Origin of the sequence: Clostridium homopropionicum DSM 5847 (assembly GCF_001263795.1) — a bacterium.
Taxonomy (GTDB): domain Bacteria; phylum Bacillota; class Clostridia; order Clostridiales; family Clostridiaceae; genus Clostridium_H; species Clostridium_H homopropionicum.
In genome coordinates this window covers 227,395-246,834 of sequence record NZ_LHUR01000042.1, presented here as the reverse complement: position 1 = coordinate 246,834, position 19,440 = coordinate 227,395, and the positions used below count along the sequence as shown (strand labels likewise).

Genomic DNA, 19,440 nt, shown 5'->3' with positions numbered 1-19,440 from the left:
GGATGTGAAATATTTGAAAGAACAGATTAAAGACCATATTTCAAGTGAAATAAAAAATGATATTTTATACATTAAAGATTTAATGGAAGGCAATTCTGATCTGGTAATAAGAGAGTTTCGGTTTCAAAAGTTAAATGCAGCTTTAATTTACATAGATGGAATGGCTGATAAAAAATTATTAGATGACTATGTACTTGAAAGCTTAATGGGTAGAGAAGAACCAATAAAAAGTATTTATGACATAAAAGAAAGAATACTCACAGTTTCAGATATTAGAGAAGTTAAAAAACTATCCGAAGGAATTAACGCAATGCTCTCTGGGGATACACTGATGCTTCTAGATAGTTTAGATATGGCGTATGTCATAGCAACGCGTGCTTGGGCGGCCAGAGGGGTAGGAGAACCTGCCAGTGAAACTGTCATTAGAGGTGCTAGGGAAGGTTTTACTGAAACCGTTAGATTTAATACAGCTCTTATTAGAAGGAGGATTAGGGATACTAGGCTTAGGATGATTTCAAAAACCATAGGGGTTCGTTCTAAGACAGATGTAATTATTGCCTATATTGATGATATCGTAAATGAGGATGTATTAGAGGAACTATATAATAGAATAGAAAAAATAAAGATAGATGCAATTTTAGATAGTGGATATATAGAGCAAATGATAGAGGATAATAACCTTTCACCTTTTCCTCAAATTCAAAGTACAGAAAGGCCAGATGTAGTTGCTGCAGCACTTTATGAGGGTAGAATAGCTATACTAGTAGATAACTCTCCTTACTCAATAATTGTGCCTACTACCTTGGCAAATTTATTTCAAAGTCCAGATGATTACTATCAGAGGTGGTTTAGTGCTTCTTTAATTAGAATAGTGCGAAGCTTCGCTTTGTTAATATCGATTATTCTTCCCGCATTATATGTTGCTGTAACCTCCTTTCATACAGCCATAATACCAACTAGACTTGCTTATTCTATTGCAGCATCCAGAGAAGGAGTACCTTTTCCAGCTTTTGTAGAAGCTCTTATAATGGAAATAAGCTTATGGCTTCTACTAGAAGCTATTGTAAGACTTCCAAGACCTATTGGAGCGACCATTGGTATAGTTGGAGGTCTAATTATAGGTCAATCTGCCGTAAGTGCTGGCATAGTAAGTCCAATTATGATAATAATTGTAGGAGTTACTGCTATAACAGAATTCATTACACCTAATTATGAAGTTACTCTAGGGCTAAGAATAATAAGATTTCTTATATTAATTGCTTCAGCTATAATTGGACTTTATGGAATAATTTTAGGGTTGATCTTAGTTCTAAGTCATTTAATAAAACTTAAAAGCTTCGGTATACCATATTTAGCACCACTTGTTAACACAGAAATAAGAGATTTTAAAGATATATTTGTTAGAGTGCCATTTAAATATTACAAGGAAAGACCTGATTATATGAACACCGGGGATAAAATCAGGCAAAAATAAATAGAAGGGTGGTACTGTTTTGGTGGGTAGTAAAAATATTTTAAGTAAATACGATTTATTTGCTACTGTAGTAGTAACAGTAGTTGGGACATCATTATTTTCCTATCCAAGAGTGCTCAGTGAACAAATAGGAACTGATGGTTGGTTTGTAGCAATTTTAAGTGGATTAGTCATTATACCTTTTATTTATATTTTGTTTAAAATGACTAAGGTAAATGATTATAGGCGTTTAACGGAAATTCTTGAAGATAATTTGGGGAGAATATTAGGAAAAATAGTTACGGTTTATATTGCTTTAGCAGGAATATTTATTATTTCTATTGAGATGAGAACCTTTATTGAGGTATTAAAAATGTACCTTTTAGATAAAACTCCTACGGAATTTATTTTAATTATTACTATAATTGTAGGCAGCTTTTTATGCCGTGGAGAGATGGAAAGTGTAATAAAATTTAATGAAATAGCTTTCTGGATTATGTTTATTCCAATTTTAATTACAATTCCTTTTGTTTTAGTAAAAGCAGATTTTACAAATGTATTTCCTATACTGAATCATACGCCAATTCAGTATATTCAAGCTACAAAAGTAAGCCTTTATAATTTTGTTGGATTGGGAATAATATATATGGCACTGCCATTTGTAAAGGATAAAAAGGATATTTTTAAGGTTACTACGAAAAGCATATTATTCATCGTAGGATTTTATATAATCATATTTTTAACAACAATCTTTACTTTCCCAAGTGATTACAATTCAAAATTACTCTGGCCTACAATGACAATGTTATCTACAGTGGATATTCAAGGTACCTTTATTGAAAGATGGGAAGGTATTGTTATGATATTTTGGATTTTATTTTATTTTACAACTTATGTAAATATATTATATTTTGCTTCAGAGTTAATTAGAGATACATTTCATTTCCAAGATGTAAAAGTATCTTTACCTATATTACTCCCAATAATCTATATTATAGCTTTATACCCTCAAAATATTGCTGAGGTATATCATATTAGAAGTAAGATTATACCTTATATAGATACAATGATTGTAGGGCTATTACCTATTATTCTATTAATAACAGGATTAAAGAATTCGAGGAGAAGTAAACATGAAGTTTAAGAGAGTTATACCTCTGATGTTGCTCTGTACTTTGCTTAGTGGGTGCTGGGATAAGATAGAAATAAACAGAAAAGCCTTTGTATCTATAATAGCAATTGATTTGGGAGAAAATATTGAAAAACAAGATGAATTCAGTAAAGTAAAATCTAATGATACTATATCAGAAGAGGATTTTAAAAAACTCAATGTGAACTTTGGATTTCCTGATATAAGTGAGCTCGGACCACAGAAGGCAGGTACTGCTAGTGAACAATTTGTAAAAGTGAAAGCTTTTTCTATGCAGGATGCAATAACTGAACTTTCTGCTAAAACTAGTAGAAGTGTTCATACTGGGCACACAAATCTTCTAATTTTCAGTGATGAAATTTTAAATTATCCTGAAACTGTGAAGGAACTACTAGATTATTTTAATAGGCAGCCCAATGTTAATAGAACAATGAAGGTTGTAATTTCAGATGGTAAGGCTGAAAATTTCCTAAAGGCAGTACCAATATTAGAGAAAAATGTAGATGCTTATATAACAGGAGTTATGGAAAATAATTCTAAAAACTCTAGTATACAGCCAGTTACATTAAATGAAGTTTTAATAGGTTTATTTGATGGAGGAAGTGCAGCTATACCAACAATAGAATTTAGCAAGGAAAAAGAAAAGGAAATTTTATTTTCTGGCTTAAGTCTTGTAAAAAATTATAAGATGGTTGGAAATTTAAAAATAGAAGATATGACTCCGCTTCAAATATTAAAAGGAAATGTCAAAGGTGGAAAGGATACAATTTTTAAAAATGGTCATCCTGTTGAGTTTGAAATAAGAGGTATAAAAAGAAATTTGAAGCTTATAGAAGACAAAGATCCAAGAAAATTAAAATTTAAGATTGATGTTGAGTTAGAAGGTCAAATAAAGGGATACTATATAGAAAAAAATATTTTTTCTAAAAAGGAGTTAGAGGAGATTCAGGATAACCTTAATGATGTTCTTGAAAAAAAGTGTGAAAGGGTAGCTAGAATAACTCAAGAAGAATATGGAATAGATGTAATTGGTATAAGGGAGTACCTAGAAAAGTTTAGACCAGAATTATTCAGTAGGGTGAAAGATAATTGGGATGAAGTATATAAATCTGCTGAAATAGATGTAAGTATAGCTACAAAAGCTAGGAGAATTGGAGTTACAAAGTAGTTTTATTGAATTAAAGTGAATATATAAAGAAATTAGTGGTAATAATTTTAAAGGTAATATACAAAATATTGGGGGAAATATATATGAAAAAAGCAATAATTATAATGACCTTTATTACCTTTTTATTAGGAATCATTCTATTAGTTTCTTATATTAAAGCCGATGCTAGTCAAACTACAATAGCCAATAAGCTTATTCGATTTCATGTTATAGCAAATAGCGATATTCCTGAGGATCAAGCATTAAAACTTAAGGTTAAGGATGAAGTACTAGCATACGTTTACCCAAAGCTAAAGGATTCTAAAAGCCTAGATGAATCAAGAAAAATACTTGAAGAAAATACCGGAGTTATTAAGGAAATAGCTAAAAAAGTAATTAAGGAAAAGGGATACAATTATTCAGTTGATGTAACACTATCTCACGAAAATTTTCCTGTAAAGAGCTACGGAAATATTACATTACCAGAAGGAAACTATGAGGCATATAGGATTATTATTGGAAGTGGTGAAGGTAAGAATTGGTGGTGTGTTATGTTTCCGCCTTTATGTTTCACAGATATCACTAGAGGCGAAGTTGCATATAAAGAAACAGAAAATGAAATGAAAAAGGTTCTAAATGAAAAAGAATATGAAATTGTAAATAATAACTGGGAAAATAAAAATTCAGAAAATAAATTGATTTTCAAATTTAAAATTGTTGAAACTATTAAGAAATTTATTGAATAGCTTGTTACAAAAGAAAACAATGCAGAGGGGAGTAAATAATATGATAGTGAGCAAGAAAAGACTAATTTATACTGTTGCTGTAACCCTTATAGTTGTGTTTTCAACAACCTATGCTATATTAATGACTTTAGAGCGAACAGATTATAGAAACTATCTTCAAGGAGAATATTCTAAAAGTATGTACCAGCTAATTGATTCAGTAAAAAACATTAAATCTGAGTTATCAAAGTCAGCTGTTATAGGATCTAGAGAACAAAGTATAGTATCTTTTGAAAATATATTTAGATATTCCAATATAGCTAATGATAAAATGCATTCACTACCAGTAACACAAGAGAGTCTAGAAGGAACTAGTAATTTTTTATCTAAAGTAGGGGATTACTCAAACGCTTTAGTAAGAAATTCGGTTCAAGGAAAGGATCTATCTGAAAAAGATTATGCAAACATTGAAGAGTTAAAAAATCAAGCGGATTATTTATTAATTCAATTAAACGAGCTTCAACAAGATATAAATGAAGGAAGAGTAAAATGGGGAGAAATTAGAAAAAAAGCTAGTAAAGCAATAGATCAAGCTTCTGAAAAAATGGTAGCTGCTAAGTTTAGTGATTTACAAAAGCAAGTTGTACAATATCCTGCACTTATATACGATGGACCATTTTCTGATAATACAGTAGAAATAAAACCTGAAATTTTATCTCAAAAACAAATAACTGAGGAAGAAGCGAAAAATATAGTAAAAAAACTATTACAATCTGAAAAAATTGATACAATTACTAAAAGGGATGATGGAAAAACAAAAATACCTTCATATAGTTTTTATGTTACGCTTAAAGACAGCGGAAAAGGTGAGGGAATTGCCTGTGAGATAAGTAAAAACGGAGGTAAGGTTGTTTATTTATTAAATAATAAAAATATAAGAGAAGAAGAAAAGTATGATTTAAAAAAAGCTTCCTCTATAGGAGAGAGTTTTTTAAATAATTTAGGTTACAAAAATATGAAACCAACATATACATTAAAAAATGATAATGTAGTAACCATTAGTTATGTATATCATGAAAGTAATATAGCGGTATATCCAGATCAAATAAAACTTAAAATTGCCTTGGATGATGGTAAGGTAATAGGAGTTGAATCTGAGAAATACTTAATATCTCATAAAGAAGGAAGAAATATTAGTAAGCCTAAAATCGCTGAAAAAGAAGCTAGAGAAAAGGTAAGTAAAAATCTTCAAATTAAATCTGTAGCTCTAGCAATTGTACCTACTGTAAATAATAAGGAAGCATTATGCTATGAGTTCAATGGAACTTACAAGGATGACACTTTTTTAGTATATATAAATGCTGAAAATGGATATGAGCAAAACATTCTTCAAATTATTGATACACCAGGCGGTAAGTTAACTATATAATATTACATTACTAATCTTATAAGCAAGAGCTTTGTAATAAAAAGTTCTTGCTTATTATAGTTAAAGACTAAAACATATGCTATTATTAATAGGTAATGTTTATTATTTTACGAAAGTTTTGAGGAGAGGATGTAATTATGAAGAAAAAAGTAGCTATTCTTTTTGGCGGTCAATCTACGGAGCATGAAGTATCTCGTGTTTCAGCTTCTTCTGTATTAAGGAATATTGACTCAAGTAAATACGATGTATACCCAATTGGAATTACTAAAGATGGTAAATGGTTTGAATATACAGGTTCAATTGAGAATATAGAAAATGGAGATTGGGAGAAGGATGAGTTTTACAAGAACCCAAATGGACAAGAGATTTTATTTAATAGAGAAGTAGATGTAGTTTTTCCTGTACTGCATGGTTTATATGGAGAAGATGGTACTGTTCAAGGTCTATGTAAGCTATTAGGATTACCTTGCGTAGGGCCAGGAGTGATGTCTTCAGCAGTGTGCATGGATAAGGTTTATACGAAATATGTATTAGAAAATTTCGAAATTAAGCAAGCGGAATATGTAGTCGTAAACGCCTTTGAGTATTCAAAAGAAAAAGAAAAACTAATAGAGAAAATAGAGAAAGAGTTAAACTATGATGTATTTATAAAACCTTCTAATAGTGGTTCTTCTGTTGGAATAAGTAAAGCTCATAATAGAAAAGAATTAGAACAGGGTTTAGAAAATGCTTTAAAATATGATAGAAAAATATTAGTTGAAAAAGCTATTAATGCAAGAGAAGTTGAAGTAGCTGTTCTTGGAAATGATGAACCTATGGCAGCTATTCCAGGAGAAATAATACCTGCTAACGAATTTTATGATTATGAAGCTAAATATTCTAATGCAGAATCTAAGCTTTTAATACCTGCAAATTTATCAGAGGAAAAACTAGAATTCATTAAGAATGAAGCTATTAAAATTTATAAAATTTTAGATTGTGCAGGTTTATCAAGAGTAGACTTTTTAATAGATAAGGATACTAAAGAAGTTTATCTAAATGAAATTAATACTATTCCTGGATTTACTAAAATAAGTATGTATCCTAAAATGTGGCAAGCATCTGGCAAAGGATATTCGGAGTTAATAAGTGAGCTTATAGAATTTGCTATTGAAAGAAACAATATTTAGTATATAGAAAATAAAGTGAGAGGATAAAATAATGACAAGAGCACTAGCACTTATTTCTGGAGGATTAGATAGTACATTAGCGGCAAAGCTTATAATGGAACAAGGCATTGAGGTTATTGGAATATGCTTTAAATCATATTTTTTTGGACCTACAAATGCTATAAGAATGGCTAAGCAGATAAATCTACCTTTAGAAGTAATAGATTTTTCAGAAGAACATTTTAATATGACAAAGGATCCAAAGCACGGTCATGGCAAAAATATGAATCCTTGCATAGATTGTCATGCTATGATGATGAGGTATGCAGGTGAACTATTAGATAAATACAAAGCAGACTTTATGATTACTGGTGAAGTGCTTAATCAGAGACCTATGTCTCAAAATAAAGCTTCATTAAACATTGTAAAAAAGGAATCTGGTTTTGCAGATAAAATTTTAAGACCACTCTGTGCAAAGGTTCTACCTCCAACAGAAATGGAGCTAAATGGTCTTGTAGATAGAGAAAAGCTCTTAGACATTTCAGGCAGAAGCAGGAAGATTCAAATGGAGCTTGCAGAAAAGTGGGGAATTGTAGACTATCCATCACCTGCTGGAGGATGCAAACTAACTGAACCTAACTTTGCAATAAGACTAAGAGATTTAGTAAAATATATAGATAAACCATCAGAAAGAGATATCCAAATACTTAGAATAGGAAGGCACTTTAGGTTAGGTGGGAAGTCTAAAATAATATCTACAAGAACTGCTGAAGAGGCATTAGAAATTAAGAAGTACCTTAATAGTTTAGATACAGCATTTTTGATTAAGGAATTTGCAGGATCTATGGTAGTAATTATTGGAGAAGCAACAAAAGAAGATATAACTTTTGCGGCTAAGGTTGCTGCTAGATATTCTAAAGGAAAAGATGAAAAAAGCCTTAAAGTTATTTACGGAAATTACGGCAGTAATTATAATAAATCCATAGAAGTAGAGCCTGCTACTGAGGAAGAACTTAAAGAATTTATCATAGGTTAGGGAGAGAAAGATACATGGGCATAAAAGCAATTATATCTGTTGCAAGCAAGCAGAAAGATAATGAAAATGATGCTATTGAAATTGTTTCTAAAGGAAACTTTTATAAAAAAGAAAATTGTTACTATGCAGTTTATGAAGAAACTGAGTTGTCTGGAATGGCTGGAACTACTACGACAATTAAAATAAAACCAGATGAACTTAGCTTAATAAGAAAAGGGACCACAGAGGCAAGAGTAAATTTTAAAGAAAATAAAAAAGATATTTCTATGTATAATACTCCCTATGGTACCTTAGAACTTTTAGTTCAGACAAAAAAAGTTTCTATTGACGTTAATGATAATGGCGGGAAAATAGAAATAAACTATGATATGGGATTAGCAGGTCAAAAACCTCTAAATACATCATTAAATATAGATATTAAAACAATATAAGCTTTTGAAAGGTTATGTTTCTAATAAATTTAGAACATAGCCTTATTTTTTATGAAAAGGTGTTTAATTAACAGTCTTATGGATAATAATTCTATAAGAGGTGGTTTTATGTATAATGCAGATAAATACAAAAAGATAATAGATATAATATGTTCTATAAAAGGCATTGATGAAAATGAGCTGTGCAAAATATTAAAAGACAAGGATTTGAAATATTTGTTATTTTTGTTTCTTAAAAAATATAAATGTGATAATTTGGAAAGAATAAGTAGAGATTTTTTCATTAATAATAAAAAAGTAGTAAATTATAATTTTAGAAAGGCACAAGAAAAACTTCTGATAAATAGCCAATTCAGGGAGATTTATTTTGAGATAGAAAAGGAAATAGAAAAGTGAAATAAAAAAACAATAAGAAAAGTCTAGCAATAAAGAAAGAAATGTGATAATATTGATAGTATGTTTTAAGACATAAATATACTATTTTATAGGGTAATTCCTATTATAATTAAATTTTGATTACTTGTCAATAGTTTTATATATATAAGGAGGGGTTTTTTATGACTAAGTATGTATTTGTAACAGGCGGAGTGGTTTCCTCACTTGGGAAAGGAATAACAGCAGCTTCCTTGGGAAGGCTTTTAAAGAATAGAGGACTTAAAGTTTCTATACAAAAGTTTGATCCTTATTTAAATGTTGATCCAGGAACAATGAGCCCGTATCAGCACGGAGAAGTATTCGTTACTGACGATGGAGCAGAAACAGATTTAGACCTAGGACACTACGAGAGATTTATAGATGAAAGTTTAAGCCAAAGTAACAATGTTACTACAGGCAGAGTATATTGGTCAGTGTTATCTAAGGAAAGACGTGGAGACTATTTAGGAGGAACTGTACAAGTAATTCCTCACATAACTAACGAGCTTAAAGATAGAGTATACAGAGTTTCAAAAGAAAAAGATATTGATGTTGTTATAACTGAGATTGGGGGAACTGTTGGTGACATAGAGTCACTCCCTTTCCTAGAAGCCATAAGACAAATTAAATATGAGGTTGGTCGTGAGAATGTTTGCTTTATTCATGTTACATTAATACCTTACCTTGGAAAAGCTGGAGAGTTAAAAACAAAACCAACTCAGCATTCTGTAAAAGAATTAAGAGGTATAGGAATTCAACCAGATATTTTAGTTTGCAGAACTGAAAAAGCATTAAGTATGGATGTAAAAGAGAAAATTGGTTTATTCTGTAATGTTGATGCAAATGCAGTAATTCAAAATCTTGATGCAGAGAACCTTTATGAAGTACCTATTATGCTACATAATGAAGGTTTAGATACACTTGTATGTAATAAGTTAGGTTTAGCTTGTAATGAAATAGACAATAAAGAATGGCTAGAAATGGTAAACAAGCTTAAGAATCTTAAAGAAGATGTAACAATAGGATTAGTAGGAAAGTATGTAGAACTTCATGATGCTTACTTATCAGTTGTTGAAGCATTAAATCATGGTGGTCTTTCTAATGATGCATGTGTTGAAATTAAGTGGATTAATGCAGAAGATGTGACAGTTGAAAATGCTAAAAGCTTTTTAGAAGATGTAGATGGAATATTAGTTCCAGGTGGATTTGGAGATAGAGGAATTGAGGGAAAAATAGAAGCTATTAGATATGCAAGAGAGAATAAAGTCCCTTTCCTTGGAATTTGTCTTGGAATGCAATGCTCTGTTATTGAATTTGCAAGAAATATGTTAAACTTTACTGATGCAAATAGTTCTGAAATAAATGCTACTACAAAATATCCTGTTATTGACTTAATGCCTGACCAAAAGGACGTAGATGAAAAAGGCGGTACTATGAGATTAGGCTTATATCCATGTAAGCTGGATGAAAGCTCTAATGCATTTAAGGCTTATGGACAACAAGTAATTTATGAAAGACATAGACACAGATATGAATTTAATAATGAATATAGAAAAGAACTAATAAATGCAGGATTATCTATTACTGGAGTAAGCCCTGATGAAAGATTAGTTGAAATTGTAGAAATAAAGGAACATCCATGGTTTGTAGCAACACAATTCCATCCTGAACTAAAATCTAGGCCTAACAAACCTCATCCATTATTTAGAGATTTTATAAAAGCTTCGTTAAATAATAAGTAAAATATATTTATAATATTTTAGGAGTATTAAATAAAGATTTTTATTTAATACTCTTTTTGTTATTTGAATTTGCAAAATTAATTATTTTAATAAGAGGAAATACACTATTAATATAGAATTAAATAATTAAAGAAGTTTTACTTGTTCCAAATGAAAGGAGGAGGTATAAAGTGTTAGTTAATACCTTAATAACTGCTGCTTTTAAGGATTCTTTTGGGAGATATATTTTAAAGAGACTTACAATATTTGAATTTACTAATATTAGTCTTTATTTTGAAAATATAGAATGTAGCAAAATAAATAATAAAGAAATTAGAATGTCAATAGAGTGTCCAATTTGTGGAGAATGTCATAATTATATTTATAATTTAGATGATTTCATAAAAAGAAGTATGATAATTGGAGGGTGTGAAAAACTTGGTCTGCCTATATTCTTTATAGGTAACAGCAAAAAAGTTGAGGATAAGGTAAATAAGTATAAGGAAATAACACGGGAAATATATGCTATGATTTAATTATTCTATGATAAAAGCAGTCTGATTTTTATAGTTAGACTACTTTATTATTTTTTAAAAAAGTAGATAAAAAATATGAAATGGGTTATAATCTATAGAGTATTACATATCTAACATTTCTGTGATATTATTCCCCGGATTGAAGATAAATTAATATATTAAAATATGGAGGTGCTATTTTGGCTAATAAAGATTTACAGCTGATGACTGTACAAGAGCTGAGAGAAATAGCTAAAGAATTAGGAATAAAAGGTACATCAAAGTTAAAGAAGGCAGAACTTATTGATGAAATACATAATAAATCACAAATGTCTATAAATAAAAATGGTGTTATTTTAACGGAAAAAATTGCTTCGAAGATTCTGAATTCTAGTCTGGAAGATGGAACGGAAGGCAAAAGTTCAGAGGATGAAAAGGAACAAAAGAGGGTGCAAGTAGAAGAAAAAACAATAACTTCTTCCAATGAGGAAATCGAAAATAACATCGATAAAGAAAAAAACTTAAAGGAAATGATAAATGACTCTAGTATTGCTAAAGGAGTACTAGAGATAATTGAGAACAATAATTATGGTTTTTTAAGAGGAGAAAATTATTTAACTGGACCTAAGGATATTTATGTTTCTCCATCACAAATAAGAAGGTTTAATTTGAAAACCGGTGATGAGGTTCAAGGTAGAATTAGAACTGCTAAAGAGGGAGAGAAATTCCAAGCTTTATTATATGTTGAAAAGATAAATGGAGAGAATCCTGAAAAAGCAGTTGGAAGAGAGCGATTTGAAAAATTAACTCCTATATATCCTAACGAAAGACTTAAACTAGAAACAAGTCAATTGGATTTATCCTCAAGATTAATGGATATAATTTCACCTATTGGAAAAGGACAAAGAGGAATTATAGTTGCCCCTCCTAAAGCTGGTAAAACTACACTTCTTAAAAAAATAGCACATAGTATTTCAAGTAATCATCCAGAAATAAAATTAATTGTACTATTAATAGATGAAAGACCGGAAGAAGTTACTGATATGCAGCGATCAATAACTGGAGAAGTTATTTATTCTACCTTTGATGAGGAACCAGATCATCATACAAAGGTTGCATATATGGTTCTTGAAAGAGCTAAAAGGATGGTAGAGCAAGGACAAGATGTAGTAGTACTTTTAGATAGCTTAACAAGATTATCGAGAGCATATAACCTAATTATTACTCCTACAGGAAGAACCTTATCAGGAGGACTTGATCCAGGAGCTCTAATAATGCCTAAAAAGTTTTTTGGTGCAGCTAGAAATATTGAGGAAGGTGGAAGCCTTACTATATTGGCAACCGCTCTTGTGGATACTGGAAGTAGAATGGATGATATGATATTTGAAGAATTTAAGGGTACTGGTAATATGGAGGTGCACTTAGATAGAAAGCTTGAGGAAAGAAGAATATTCCCAGCTATTGATATATTTAAATCAGGAACAAGAAGAGAAGATTTATTGCTTAATCCAGAAGAATTAGAAGCATCCTTTAAAATAAGAAGAGTTTTATATAATGAAAACAATACAGGAAACGTTACTGAAAAACTAATAAATTTACTTACTAAAACTAAAAACAATCAGGAATTTTTAGGAATATTAAATAAAGAAAAATGGGAAAGATAAAATCTTTCCCATTTTTAAAAGGCTATTTGCCTTCGTTTTTCATATTATACTTCTTCATGAATTTTTCAATTCTTCCGCCAGTATCTAAAACTTTTTGTTTTCCAGTGTAAAAAGGATGGCATTGAGAGCAAACATCGACTTTTAATTCTGGATTAGTAGAACCAGTTGTAAATGTATTTCCACAAGCACACTTAACAACTGCGTCATTGTAGTATTTTGGATGTAAATCTTGTTTCACCTTGTTTCACCTCGCTTAAGGGTATCATTCTTTGAAAGAATAATTCGAACCAAATTGTCAACTCTTAAAATTATATCACATGGTAATTGAAATATCAACTATAATTACTTATAATAAATTAGTAGCATATATTTATTTCTGGAGGCAATGAAAATTATGAGCAAGTTATATTTCAGATATGGTGCAATGAATTGTGGTAAATCTACAGCCTTACTTCAAGTTGCACATAATTATGAAGAGAGAGGAATGAAGGTTATCTTAATAAAACCTAGAACAGACACTAAGGGAGGCAACTTTATTGTTTCAAGACTAGGAGTTATAAGAGAGGTAGACATGCTTCTAGAGGCAGGAGAAGATATTTATGGAAATGTAAAGCAATTGCTTCAGAAAGAAGGTAAAATAGATTGTATTTTAGCTGATGAAGTTCAATTTTTTAAAAGGAATCAGATAGATCAATTATTTGCTATAGCTGTAAAAATGGATATACCCGTAATATGCTATGGATTAAGAACAGATTTTCAAATGAATGGCTTTGAGGGAAGTGAAAGATTACTCTTGATTGCCCACAGCTTAGAAGAATTAAAAACCATATGTACCTGTGGAAAGAAAGCTTTATTAAATGGAAGAAAGATCAATAATGAGTTTGTTTTTCAAGGGGAACAAATAGCTATAGATAAGGAAAATAATATTGAGTACCAATCTCTTTGCCCAAAATGCTACTTTATGTATAAGGAAGCTTATGAGGCAAAAATGAAAAATAATGAAGAGGTGAAATAATGACCAAGAGAAAGAGTGTTGGAGGTCAGGCAGTAATAGAGGGAGTAATGATGCGCGGCAGTAAAGGAGTAGCCACAGCTGTAAGAAAAAGTGATGGAGAAATTGAGGTGGATTTTAACGACAGTGTGCCGCTTACTAAAAAATATAAAATATTTTCCATTCCTATTATAAGAGGTTTTATTACTCTAATTGATTCATTAGTATTGGGTGTTAAAACTTTAAACTATTCTGCATCATTTTTTATGGAAGGTGATGAGGAAGAAGAGCAATCTAAGTTTGATAAATGGCTAGAGGGTATATTTAAAGAAAAAACACAGGATGTAGTAATGGGTGTTTCTTTTATTGTTTCTTTAGCTCTATCTATGTTGTTGTTTTTTATATTACCTACTTTTGTTGCTAATGTCTTAAAAAGTGCAAATATTAATAATACTATAGTGCTGAATATATTTGAAGGAATAATCAGGGTTGGTATCTTCTTATTATATATATATCTTATAAGTAAAATGGAAGATATTAAAAGAGTATTTCAATATCATGGTGCAGAACATAAGACTATATTCTGCTACGAAAGGAATTTGGAGCTAACCCCTGAAAATGCAATGAAACAGGGAAGACTTCATCCAAGATGTGGAACAAACTTTTTATTTCTAGTTATGATCATAAGTATTATAGTGTTTTCTTTTACTGGATGGAATTCTTTATATGAGAGAATTTTATATAGAGTTATTTTGCTGCCGATAGTGTCTGGAATAACCTATGAAATTATCAAATGGATGGGAAGTAGTGAAACTGGAATTGCTAAGTTTTTTTCTTATCCAGGACTTATGCTTCAAAAGCTAACTACTAGGGAGCCGGATTTAAGCCAAATTGAAGTGGCAATTTATTCTCTAAAGGTTGCAGAAGGAATAGAAACTGTAGAAAGCATTAAAAACAAGACTAATCAAGAAAAAGAAGTAATACTGGGATAAATCACTAGTCACTAGTCGCTAATCTCTAGAAAAAATGAAGATAAGCTATTAGTGACTATGTTTTATTAAGAGTAATTAGCGATTAGAGATTAGCGACTAAAAAATTGGAGGTGTTACTTTGAATATAGGAGAAGTACTTTCAGAAGCATATTCTATTTTGAAGGGTGAGAATATAGATACTTATATTATTGACGCACAGCTTTTGCTTCAAAAGGTATTGCAGAAGGATAAAGTGTTTATAATTATTAATAGAGATTTAGAGCTTAAGGAAAGTGAAAAGGAACAATTTTTCAAACTGTTAGAAATGAGAAGAAATAAGATGCCTGTAAAGTACATTCTAGGAGAATGTGAGTTTATGGGAATGAACTTCACAATAAAAGAAGGAGTTCTAATTCCCAGAGGAGATACAGAAATTTTAGTAGAAAAAGCTCTTGAGGAAATAGATAAAAATAAATATAAGAGAGTTTGTGATGTTTGCTGTGGAAGTGGTGCTATAGGTATATCAATTGGAAAATTGAATGAAAATGCTCAGGTTCTATGTTTAGATATATCCGATACTGCTTGTCAGGTAACGCAAGAAAATATAAATAAATTTAATATAAGTAATAGAGTAAAGGTTATAAAAAGTGATCTTTTAAATGAAGCTATAAAAAATAATTTAACCTTTGATATAATTGTTTCTAACCCACCCTATATAAGGGAAAATGTAATACCTTCTCTGATGGAGGACGTAAAAAATTATGAGCCTTATATAGCATTATCAGGAGGAAAGGATGGGTTAGATTTCTATAGGAAGATAACAAAGCAAAGCTTAGAATTATTAGAAACTGGAGGAATGCTAGCTTATGAAATAGGATATGATCAAAGAGAAGATGTAGAGAGAATACTTTTGGAGAATCAATTTACAAACATTACTTGTTCTAAAGACTTAGCGGGATTAGATAGAGTGGTTATAGGTACTAGGTGCTAGGTACTGGGTACTAGATTTCAATTGTTAATTGTAAAAATATATATACTTATGTTATAATGTTTAGATGTAAAATAAGAATACGGAGTGATAATGAAATGTTAGATAAACTAGAGTTTATAGAAAATAAATATGAAGAATTATCTATAAAAATCAGCGACCCTTCAGTGATGGCTAATCAAAATGAGTGGAGAAGATTATGTAAGGAACATGCTGAAATTGAGATTATTGTTAATAAATATAGAGAATATAAAAACATAAAAGAAAACTTAGAAGCTAATAGAGAAATGCTAAATGAAGAATCAGATAAAGAAATGAGAGAAATGATTCATGAGGATATAAAGCAGCTTGAATTAGATAAGGAAGCAATTGAAAATGAATTAAGAATATTGCTTCTTCCAAAGGATCCTAATGATGATAAAAACGTATTTGTGGAAATCAGAGCTGGAGCTGGTGGAGAAGAGGCAGCTTTATTTGCTTCAAATTTATTTAGAATGTATACAAGATATGCAGAAAGACATGGATGGAAGACTGAATTCATGAGCTCAAATGAAACAGATATTGGTGGCTTTAAAGAAGTAGTATTTATGCTTAAGGGAGATTCTGCTTATAGTAAAATGAAATTTGAAAGCGGAGTTCATAGGGTTCAAAGAGTTCCAGATACTGAATCCAGTGGAAGAATCCATACTTCTACTGCAACAGTGGCTGTGCTTCCAGAAGTAGATGATGTAGAAATATATGTGGATCCAAACGACTTAAAAATAGATGTATTTAGAGCTTCGGGTAACGGAGGTCAGTGTGTTAATACTACGGATTCTGCTGTAAGAATGACACATATACCTACAGGTATGGTTGTTTCCTGCCAAGACGAAAAGTCACAGTTAAAAAACAAAGAAAAAGCTTTAAAAATATTAAAAGCTAGACTTTATGAAAAAGCTGAAGCTGAGAGAAATGCATCAATTTCAGCAGATAGAAAGAGTCAGGTTGGTTCAGGGGACAGAAGTGAGAGAATAAGAACTTATAACTATCCTCAAGGAAGAGTATCAGACCATAGAATTGGAATTACACTATATAGATTGGATTCTTTTCTAGATGGAGATATGGATGAAATTATTGAAGCTTTAGTAACAGCAGAACAAACCGAGAAAATGAAAGCAATGGGAAATAATCAATAATAATAGTATATTTAGAGGTGAAATCATGAATATAAATAAAGCCATTAGAAAGCAAAAAAGATCTTTTAAAAGGTTTAGGCTATCTATGTGCTTTATTTTTTTTATGCTGCCTGTAATCCTCTACTTTACAAAAACTTTTTCAACTTTCTTCCTAGCGTATTTAGCTGTAATTGAAATATTAATAATAGCTGCCATTATAATTAGCCTAGATAAAGATACCTTAAAGTTTGAGTACAATAATAAGCTAATTATACAAAATGGTATATTTAGAGATAGGTTCATAATATTACCTGATAAGGTTGAGGTAGTACATACTCTAAACAATGGTAAGGATTTAGAGATAATAATTATATTAAAATCAAGAGTTAGAAATAAAAGAATAAAAAAAATAGATTCTAAATTTCTAAAGAAGCATATTTGGGCTGAGAAGTATTATAAAAATTTAATGACTTTAAAAGAAAATAGAGAATATTTTTATTTAATAGTAAACAAGGGAGGATATTTAAAATACAGTTTGCTGGATTTAATATATAGGTATTGCGTTAGCTCATATTTTACTGAGGATGCAATAAAAAGTATAAAAGAATATAGAAATTAAAGAATAATCCCCTATTTCTTAAAATAATATAAAGTAAGAATGGGGGTAATTATTTTGTTTATAAAAGTATTATTTGTGGTGACTATAGGGAGTTTTTTTTCTTTAGTAGGTACTATGCTGGGGGCATCAATAGGTATATTATTTAAAAAACCATCTAATAGGATAATTGGATGTATTAATGCTTTTGCAGCAGGACTTATGCTATCTATTGTTATGATAGACTTGATACCAGAGGCAATAAACAAAATTAACTTTTTTAATGCAATGATTTTTGCACTAATGGGAATGTTAATCATTATGTTAATAGATTTAATAAGTGATAAAAATAAAATGTTCAGTGATAGTCATCTGAAAATAGCTTTTATGGCAGCTTTAGGACTTATGATTCATAACTTTCCTGAGGGAATAATAATGGGAGCGGGATTCTTAGCAAATGCAGAACTAGGAATTAAAATGAGTATACTAATAGCTATTCACGATGTACCAGAGGGTATAGCGGTAGCAGCACCTCTTATGGCATCTAATAAAGCAGCTTACAAAATAATGACATATGCCTTTATTACAGCATTACCTACAGTTTTGGGGTCTTGGCTTGGAGTATTTTTAGGAAGTATATCTGAAGTAGTTTTAGGAGAATGTTTAGGAGTTGCTTCTGGAGTTATGTTATATGTAATCTTTGGACAGATGATTCCTGAATCTTTAAAGTTGTGGAGAGGAAAAACAGTAACTATCAGCACACTTATTGGAATGATATTTGGACTTGTAATTACAAATGTATTGTAATAAAATACTAAGGAATAATTAAAATAAAAGTAAAGAAGTGAAAATATGAATACAATTGTTGAATTTGTTGATGAAAAAGAGCCAAATGTGGATATAATAAAATTGGCTGGTGATACCATAAGAAAAGGTGGTTTAGTTGTTTTTCCTACAGAGACAGTCTATGGACTTGGAGCCAATGCTTTAGATTCGGAGGCAGTACATAAAATATTTATTGCAAAAGGTAGACCTCAAGATAATCCTCTAATAATTCATGTTGCGGATTTTGATATAGAAGAATTTGTAGAAGAGATTCCACCAATTGCAAAAAAAATGATGGATAAGTTTTGGCCAGGACCACTAACTCTAATAATGAAGAAATCCTCTAAAGTACCTGACATTACAAGTGCTGGACTTGATAGTATTGGAATTAGAATGCCTTCTAACTCTGTGGCTAATAGGCTTATTAAAGAAGCTGGTGTTCCAATAGCTGCACCTTCGGCAAACATTTCAGGAAGACCTAGTCCTACAGATATAGATACATGCATAGAAGATTTAACTGGAAGAGTTGATTGTATAATTGGAGGAGAAAAATGTAAAATAGGATTAGAATCCACTATTGTAGATTGTACAGTGGAACCTCCTTTAGTATTAAGACCAGGTGGAATTATCCTTGAAATGCTTAGAGAAATCCATCCAGAAATACAAATAGACCCAGCTGTAATGATAAAGGTAGAAGGAAGCTTTAAACCAAAGGCTCCTGGAATGAAATATAGACATTATGCACCAAAGGCACCAGTTAAAATAGTAGTTGGAGATTTAGAAAAAACTGTTGCAAAAATCAATGAAATAGTGCAAAATTATATAGACGATGGCAAGAAAATTGGAATAATGGCAAGTAATGAGACGATACATATGTATCCTAAAGGAATAGTAAAGTCCTTAGGAAGCAGGAGTAATTTAAATTCAGTTGCTAGAAACTTATTTAAAACCTTAAGAGATTTTGATAATGATAAGGTTGATATAATTTTATCAGAGTCCTTTGAGGAAAAAGGTGTGGGTATCGCAATTATGAACAGATTAAAAAAAGCAGCAGGCTTTGAATTAATAAATGCAGATACTTAA

Annotated in this window: 20 protein-coding genes; 19 read left to right on the top strand and 1 reads right to left on the bottom strand. The window is 30.5% G+C overall.

Translation table 11 applies throughout. From position 1 onward, the window contains the following. Window positions 1-13 precede the first annotated feature (13 nt). The 12 genes from CLHOM_RS16255 to rho all read left to right on the top strand — a co-directional run bounded on the left by CLHOM_RS16255 (window position 14) and on the right by rho (window position 12,833). Window positions 14-1,474 (top strand): spore germination protein, encoded by a 1,461-nt coding sequence (locus CLHOM_RS16255; protein WP_052222735.1) that lies wholly within the window; start codon window positions 14-16, stop codon window positions 1,472-1,474. A 22-nt stretch (window positions 1,475-1,496) separates the two neighbouring features. Continuing rightward, window positions 1,497-2,597 carry a GerAB/ArcD/ProY family transporter gene (locus tag CLHOM_RS16250; protein WP_052222906.1) on the top strand — a complete coding sequence of 367 codons (1,101 nt, stop codon included), beginning with the start codon at window positions 1,497-1,499 and terminating at the stop codon, window positions 2,595-2,597. Further along, window positions 2,587-3,771: a Ger(x)C family spore germination protein gene (locus CLHOM_RS16245; protein ID WP_052222734.1), complete on the top strand. Its 1,185-nt coding sequence runs from the start codon at window positions 2,587-2,589 to the stop codon at window positions 3,769-3,771. Before CLHOM_RS16250 ends, CLHOM_RS16245 begins: the two co-directional genes overlap by 11 nt. 83 nt (window positions 3,772-3,854) lie before the next feature. Continuing rightward, on the top strand, window positions 3,855-4,496 hold the full coding sequence (gene spoIIR / locus CLHOM_RS16240; RefSeq protein WP_052222733.1) for a stage II sporulation protein R: 642 nt from the start codon (window positions 3,855-3,857) through the stop codon (window positions 4,494-4,496). Window positions 4,497-4,536: 40 nt separating this feature from the next. Further along, complete coding sequence (gene ypeB, locus CLHOM_RS16235) at window positions 4,537-5,904, top strand: germination protein YpeB (RefSeq protein WP_052222732.1); 1,368 nt, start codon at window positions 4,537-4,539, stop codon at window positions 5,902-5,904. 137 nt (window positions 5,905-6,041) lie between these two features. Beyond that, the gene (locus CLHOM_RS16230; RefSeq protein ID WP_052222731.1) at window positions 6,042-7,073 is read left to right on the top strand and encodes a D-alanine--D-alanine ligase family protein; all 1,032 of its coding nucleotides are present in this window, start codon (window positions 6,042-6,044) and stop codon (window positions 7,071-7,073) included. Between the two features lie 31 nt (window positions 7,074-7,104). Next, window positions 7,105-8,088, top strand: a complete 984-nt coding sequence (locus tag CLHOM_RS16225) for a DUF814 domain-containing protein (protein ID WP_052222730.1) — start codon at window positions 7,105-7,107, stop codon at window positions 8,086-8,088. A gap of 14 nt (window positions 8,089-8,102) precedes the next feature. After that, window positions 8,103-8,519 carry a YwiB family protein gene (locus CLHOM_RS16220; RefSeq protein ID WP_052222729.1) on the top strand — a complete coding sequence of 139 codons (417 nt, stop codon included), beginning with the start codon at window positions 8,103-8,105 and terminating at the stop codon, window positions 8,517-8,519. Between the two features lie 108 nt (window positions 8,520-8,627). Then, on the top strand, window positions 8,628-8,915 hold the full coding sequence (locus CLHOM_RS16215; RefSeq protein ID WP_052222728.1) for a hypothetical protein: 288 nt from the start codon (window positions 8,628-8,630) through the stop codon (window positions 8,913-8,915). Window positions 8,916-9,076: 161 nt separating this feature from the next. Then, window positions 9,077-10,675: a CTP synthase gene (locus tag CLHOM_RS16210; protein WP_052222727.1), complete on the top strand. Its 1,599-nt coding sequence runs from the start codon at window positions 9,077-9,079 to the stop codon at window positions 10,673-10,675. Between the two features lie 170 nt (window positions 10,676-10,845). Further along, window positions 10,846-11,190: a hypothetical protein gene (locus tag CLHOM_RS16205; protein WP_052222726.1), complete on the top strand. Its 345-nt coding sequence runs from the start codon at window positions 10,846-10,848 to the stop codon at window positions 11,188-11,190. Window positions 11,191-11,393: 203 nt separating this feature from the next. Next, a complete protein-coding gene (gene rho, locus CLHOM_RS16200) occupies window positions 11,394-12,833 on the top strand; it encodes a transcription termination factor Rho (RefSeq protein WP_423230644.1) in 1,440 nt (479 codons plus the stop codon). 22 nt (window positions 12,834-12,855) lie between these two features. Here the strand turns inward: rho and rpmE are convergent, their stop codons facing one another. Continuing rightward, window positions 12,856-13,071 (bottom strand): 50S ribosomal protein L31, encoded by a 216-nt coding sequence (gene rpmE, locus CLHOM_RS16195; protein WP_052222724.1) that lies wholly within the window; start codon window positions 13,069-13,071, stop codon window positions 12,856-12,858. A gap of 156 nt (window positions 13,072-13,227) precedes the next feature. Here rpmE and CLHOM_RS16190 point away from each other — a divergent pair, with 156 nt between their 5' ends. From CLHOM_RS16190 to CLHOM_RS16160, 7 genes are all read left to right on the top strand, one after another. Continuing rightward, on the top strand, window positions 13,228-13,848 hold the full coding sequence (locus CLHOM_RS16190; protein ID WP_052222723.1) for a thymidine kinase: 621 nt from the start codon (window positions 13,228-13,230) through the stop codon (window positions 13,846-13,848). Further along, window positions 13,848-14,816 (top strand): DUF1385 domain-containing protein, encoded by a 969-nt coding sequence (locus tag CLHOM_RS16185; RefSeq protein ID WP_052222722.1) that lies wholly within the window; start codon window positions 13,848-13,850, stop codon window positions 14,814-14,816. The genes CLHOM_RS16190 and CLHOM_RS16185 overlap by 1 nt, the downstream gene beginning before the upstream one ends. A gap of 118 nt (window positions 14,817-14,934) precedes the next feature. Continuing rightward, window positions 14,935-15,786 (top strand): peptide chain release factor N(5)-glutamine methyltransferase, encoded by an 852-nt coding sequence (gene prmC, locus CLHOM_RS16180; protein ID WP_052222721.1) that lies wholly within the window; start codon window positions 14,935-14,937, stop codon window positions 15,784-15,786. Window positions 15,787-15,881: 95 nt separating this feature from the next. Beyond that, on the top strand, window positions 15,882-16,958 hold the full coding sequence (gene prfA, locus CLHOM_RS16175; RefSeq protein WP_052222720.1) for a peptide chain release factor 1: 1,077 nt from the start codon (window positions 15,882-15,884) through the stop codon (window positions 16,956-16,958). A gap of 25 nt (window positions 16,959-16,983) precedes the next feature. After that, window positions 16,984-17,556, top strand: coding sequence for a hypothetical protein (locus CLHOM_RS16170; RefSeq protein ID WP_052222719.1), 573 nt, complete (start codon window positions 16,984-16,986; stop codon window positions 17,554-17,556). Between the two features lie 54 nt (window positions 17,557-17,610). Further along, on the top strand, window positions 17,611-18,339 hold the full coding sequence (locus CLHOM_RS16165) for a ZIP family metal transporter (RefSeq protein ID WP_139205595.1): 729 nt from the start codon (window positions 17,611-17,613) through the stop codon (window positions 18,337-18,339). A 45-nt stretch (window positions 18,340-18,384) separates the two neighbouring features. Then, window positions 18,385-19,440, top strand: a complete 1,056-nt coding sequence (locus CLHOM_RS16160; protein ID WP_052222717.1) for an L-threonylcarbamoyladenylate synthase — start codon at window positions 18,385-18,387, stop codon at window positions 19,438-19,440.

Excerpts from the sequence above, each read along its gene's own strand:
- rho (WP_423230644.1), top strand. The coding sequence starts at position 11,394 with ATGACTGTACAAGAGCTGAGAGAAATAGCTAAAGAATTAGGAATAAAA.
- CLHOM_RS16190 (WP_052222723.1), top strand. The coding sequence starts at position 13,228 with ATGAGCAAGTTATATTTCAGATATGGTGCAATGAATTGTGGTAAATCT.
- spoIIR (WP_052222733.1), top strand. The coding sequence starts at position 3,855 with ATGAAAAAAGCAATAATTATAATGACCTTTATTACCTTTTTATTAGGA.
- CLHOM_RS16225 (WP_052222730.1), top strand. The coding sequence starts at position 7,105 with ATGACAAGAGCACTAGCACTTATTTCTGGAGGATTAGATAGTACATTA.
- CLHOM_RS16220 (WP_052222729.1), top strand. The coding sequence starts at position 8,103 with ATGGGCATAAAAGCAATTATATCTGTTGCAAGCAAGCAGAAAGATAAT.
- ypeB (WP_052222732.1), top strand. The coding sequence starts at position 4,537 with ATGATAGTGAGCAAGAAAAGACTAATTTATACTGTTGCTGTAACCCTT.
- CLHOM_RS16245 (WP_052222734.1), top strand. The coding sequence starts at position 2,587 with ATGAAGTTTAAGAGAGTTATACCTCTGATGTTGCTCTGTACTTTGCTT.
- prfA (WP_052222720.1), top strand. The coding sequence starts at position 15,882 with ATGTTAGATAAACTAGAGTTTATAGAAAATAAATATGAAGAATTATCT.
- CLHOM_RS16230 (WP_052222731.1), top strand. The coding sequence starts at position 6,042 with ATGAAGAAAAAAGTAGCTATTCTTTTTGGCGGTCAATCTACGGAGCAT.
- CLHOM_RS16215 (WP_052222728.1), top strand. The coding sequence starts at position 8,628 with ATGTATAATGCAGATAAATACAAAAAGATAATAGATATAATATGTTCT.
- CLHOM_RS16170 (WP_052222719.1), top strand. The coding sequence starts at position 16,984 with ATGAATATAAATAAAGCCATTAGAAAGCAAAAAAGATCTTTTAAAAGG.
- CLHOM_RS16160 (WP_052222717.1), top strand. The coding sequence starts at position 18,385 with ATGAATACAATTGTTGAATTTGTTGATGAAAAAGAGCCAAATGTGGAT.
- CLHOM_RS16210 (WP_052222727.1), top strand. The coding sequence starts at position 9,077 with ATGACTAAGTATGTATTTGTAACAGGCGGAGTGGTTTCCTCACTTGGG.
- CLHOM_RS16185 (WP_052222722.1), top strand. The coding sequence starts at position 13,848 with ATGACCAAGAGAAAGAGTGTTGGAGGTCAGGCAGTAATAGAGGGAGTA.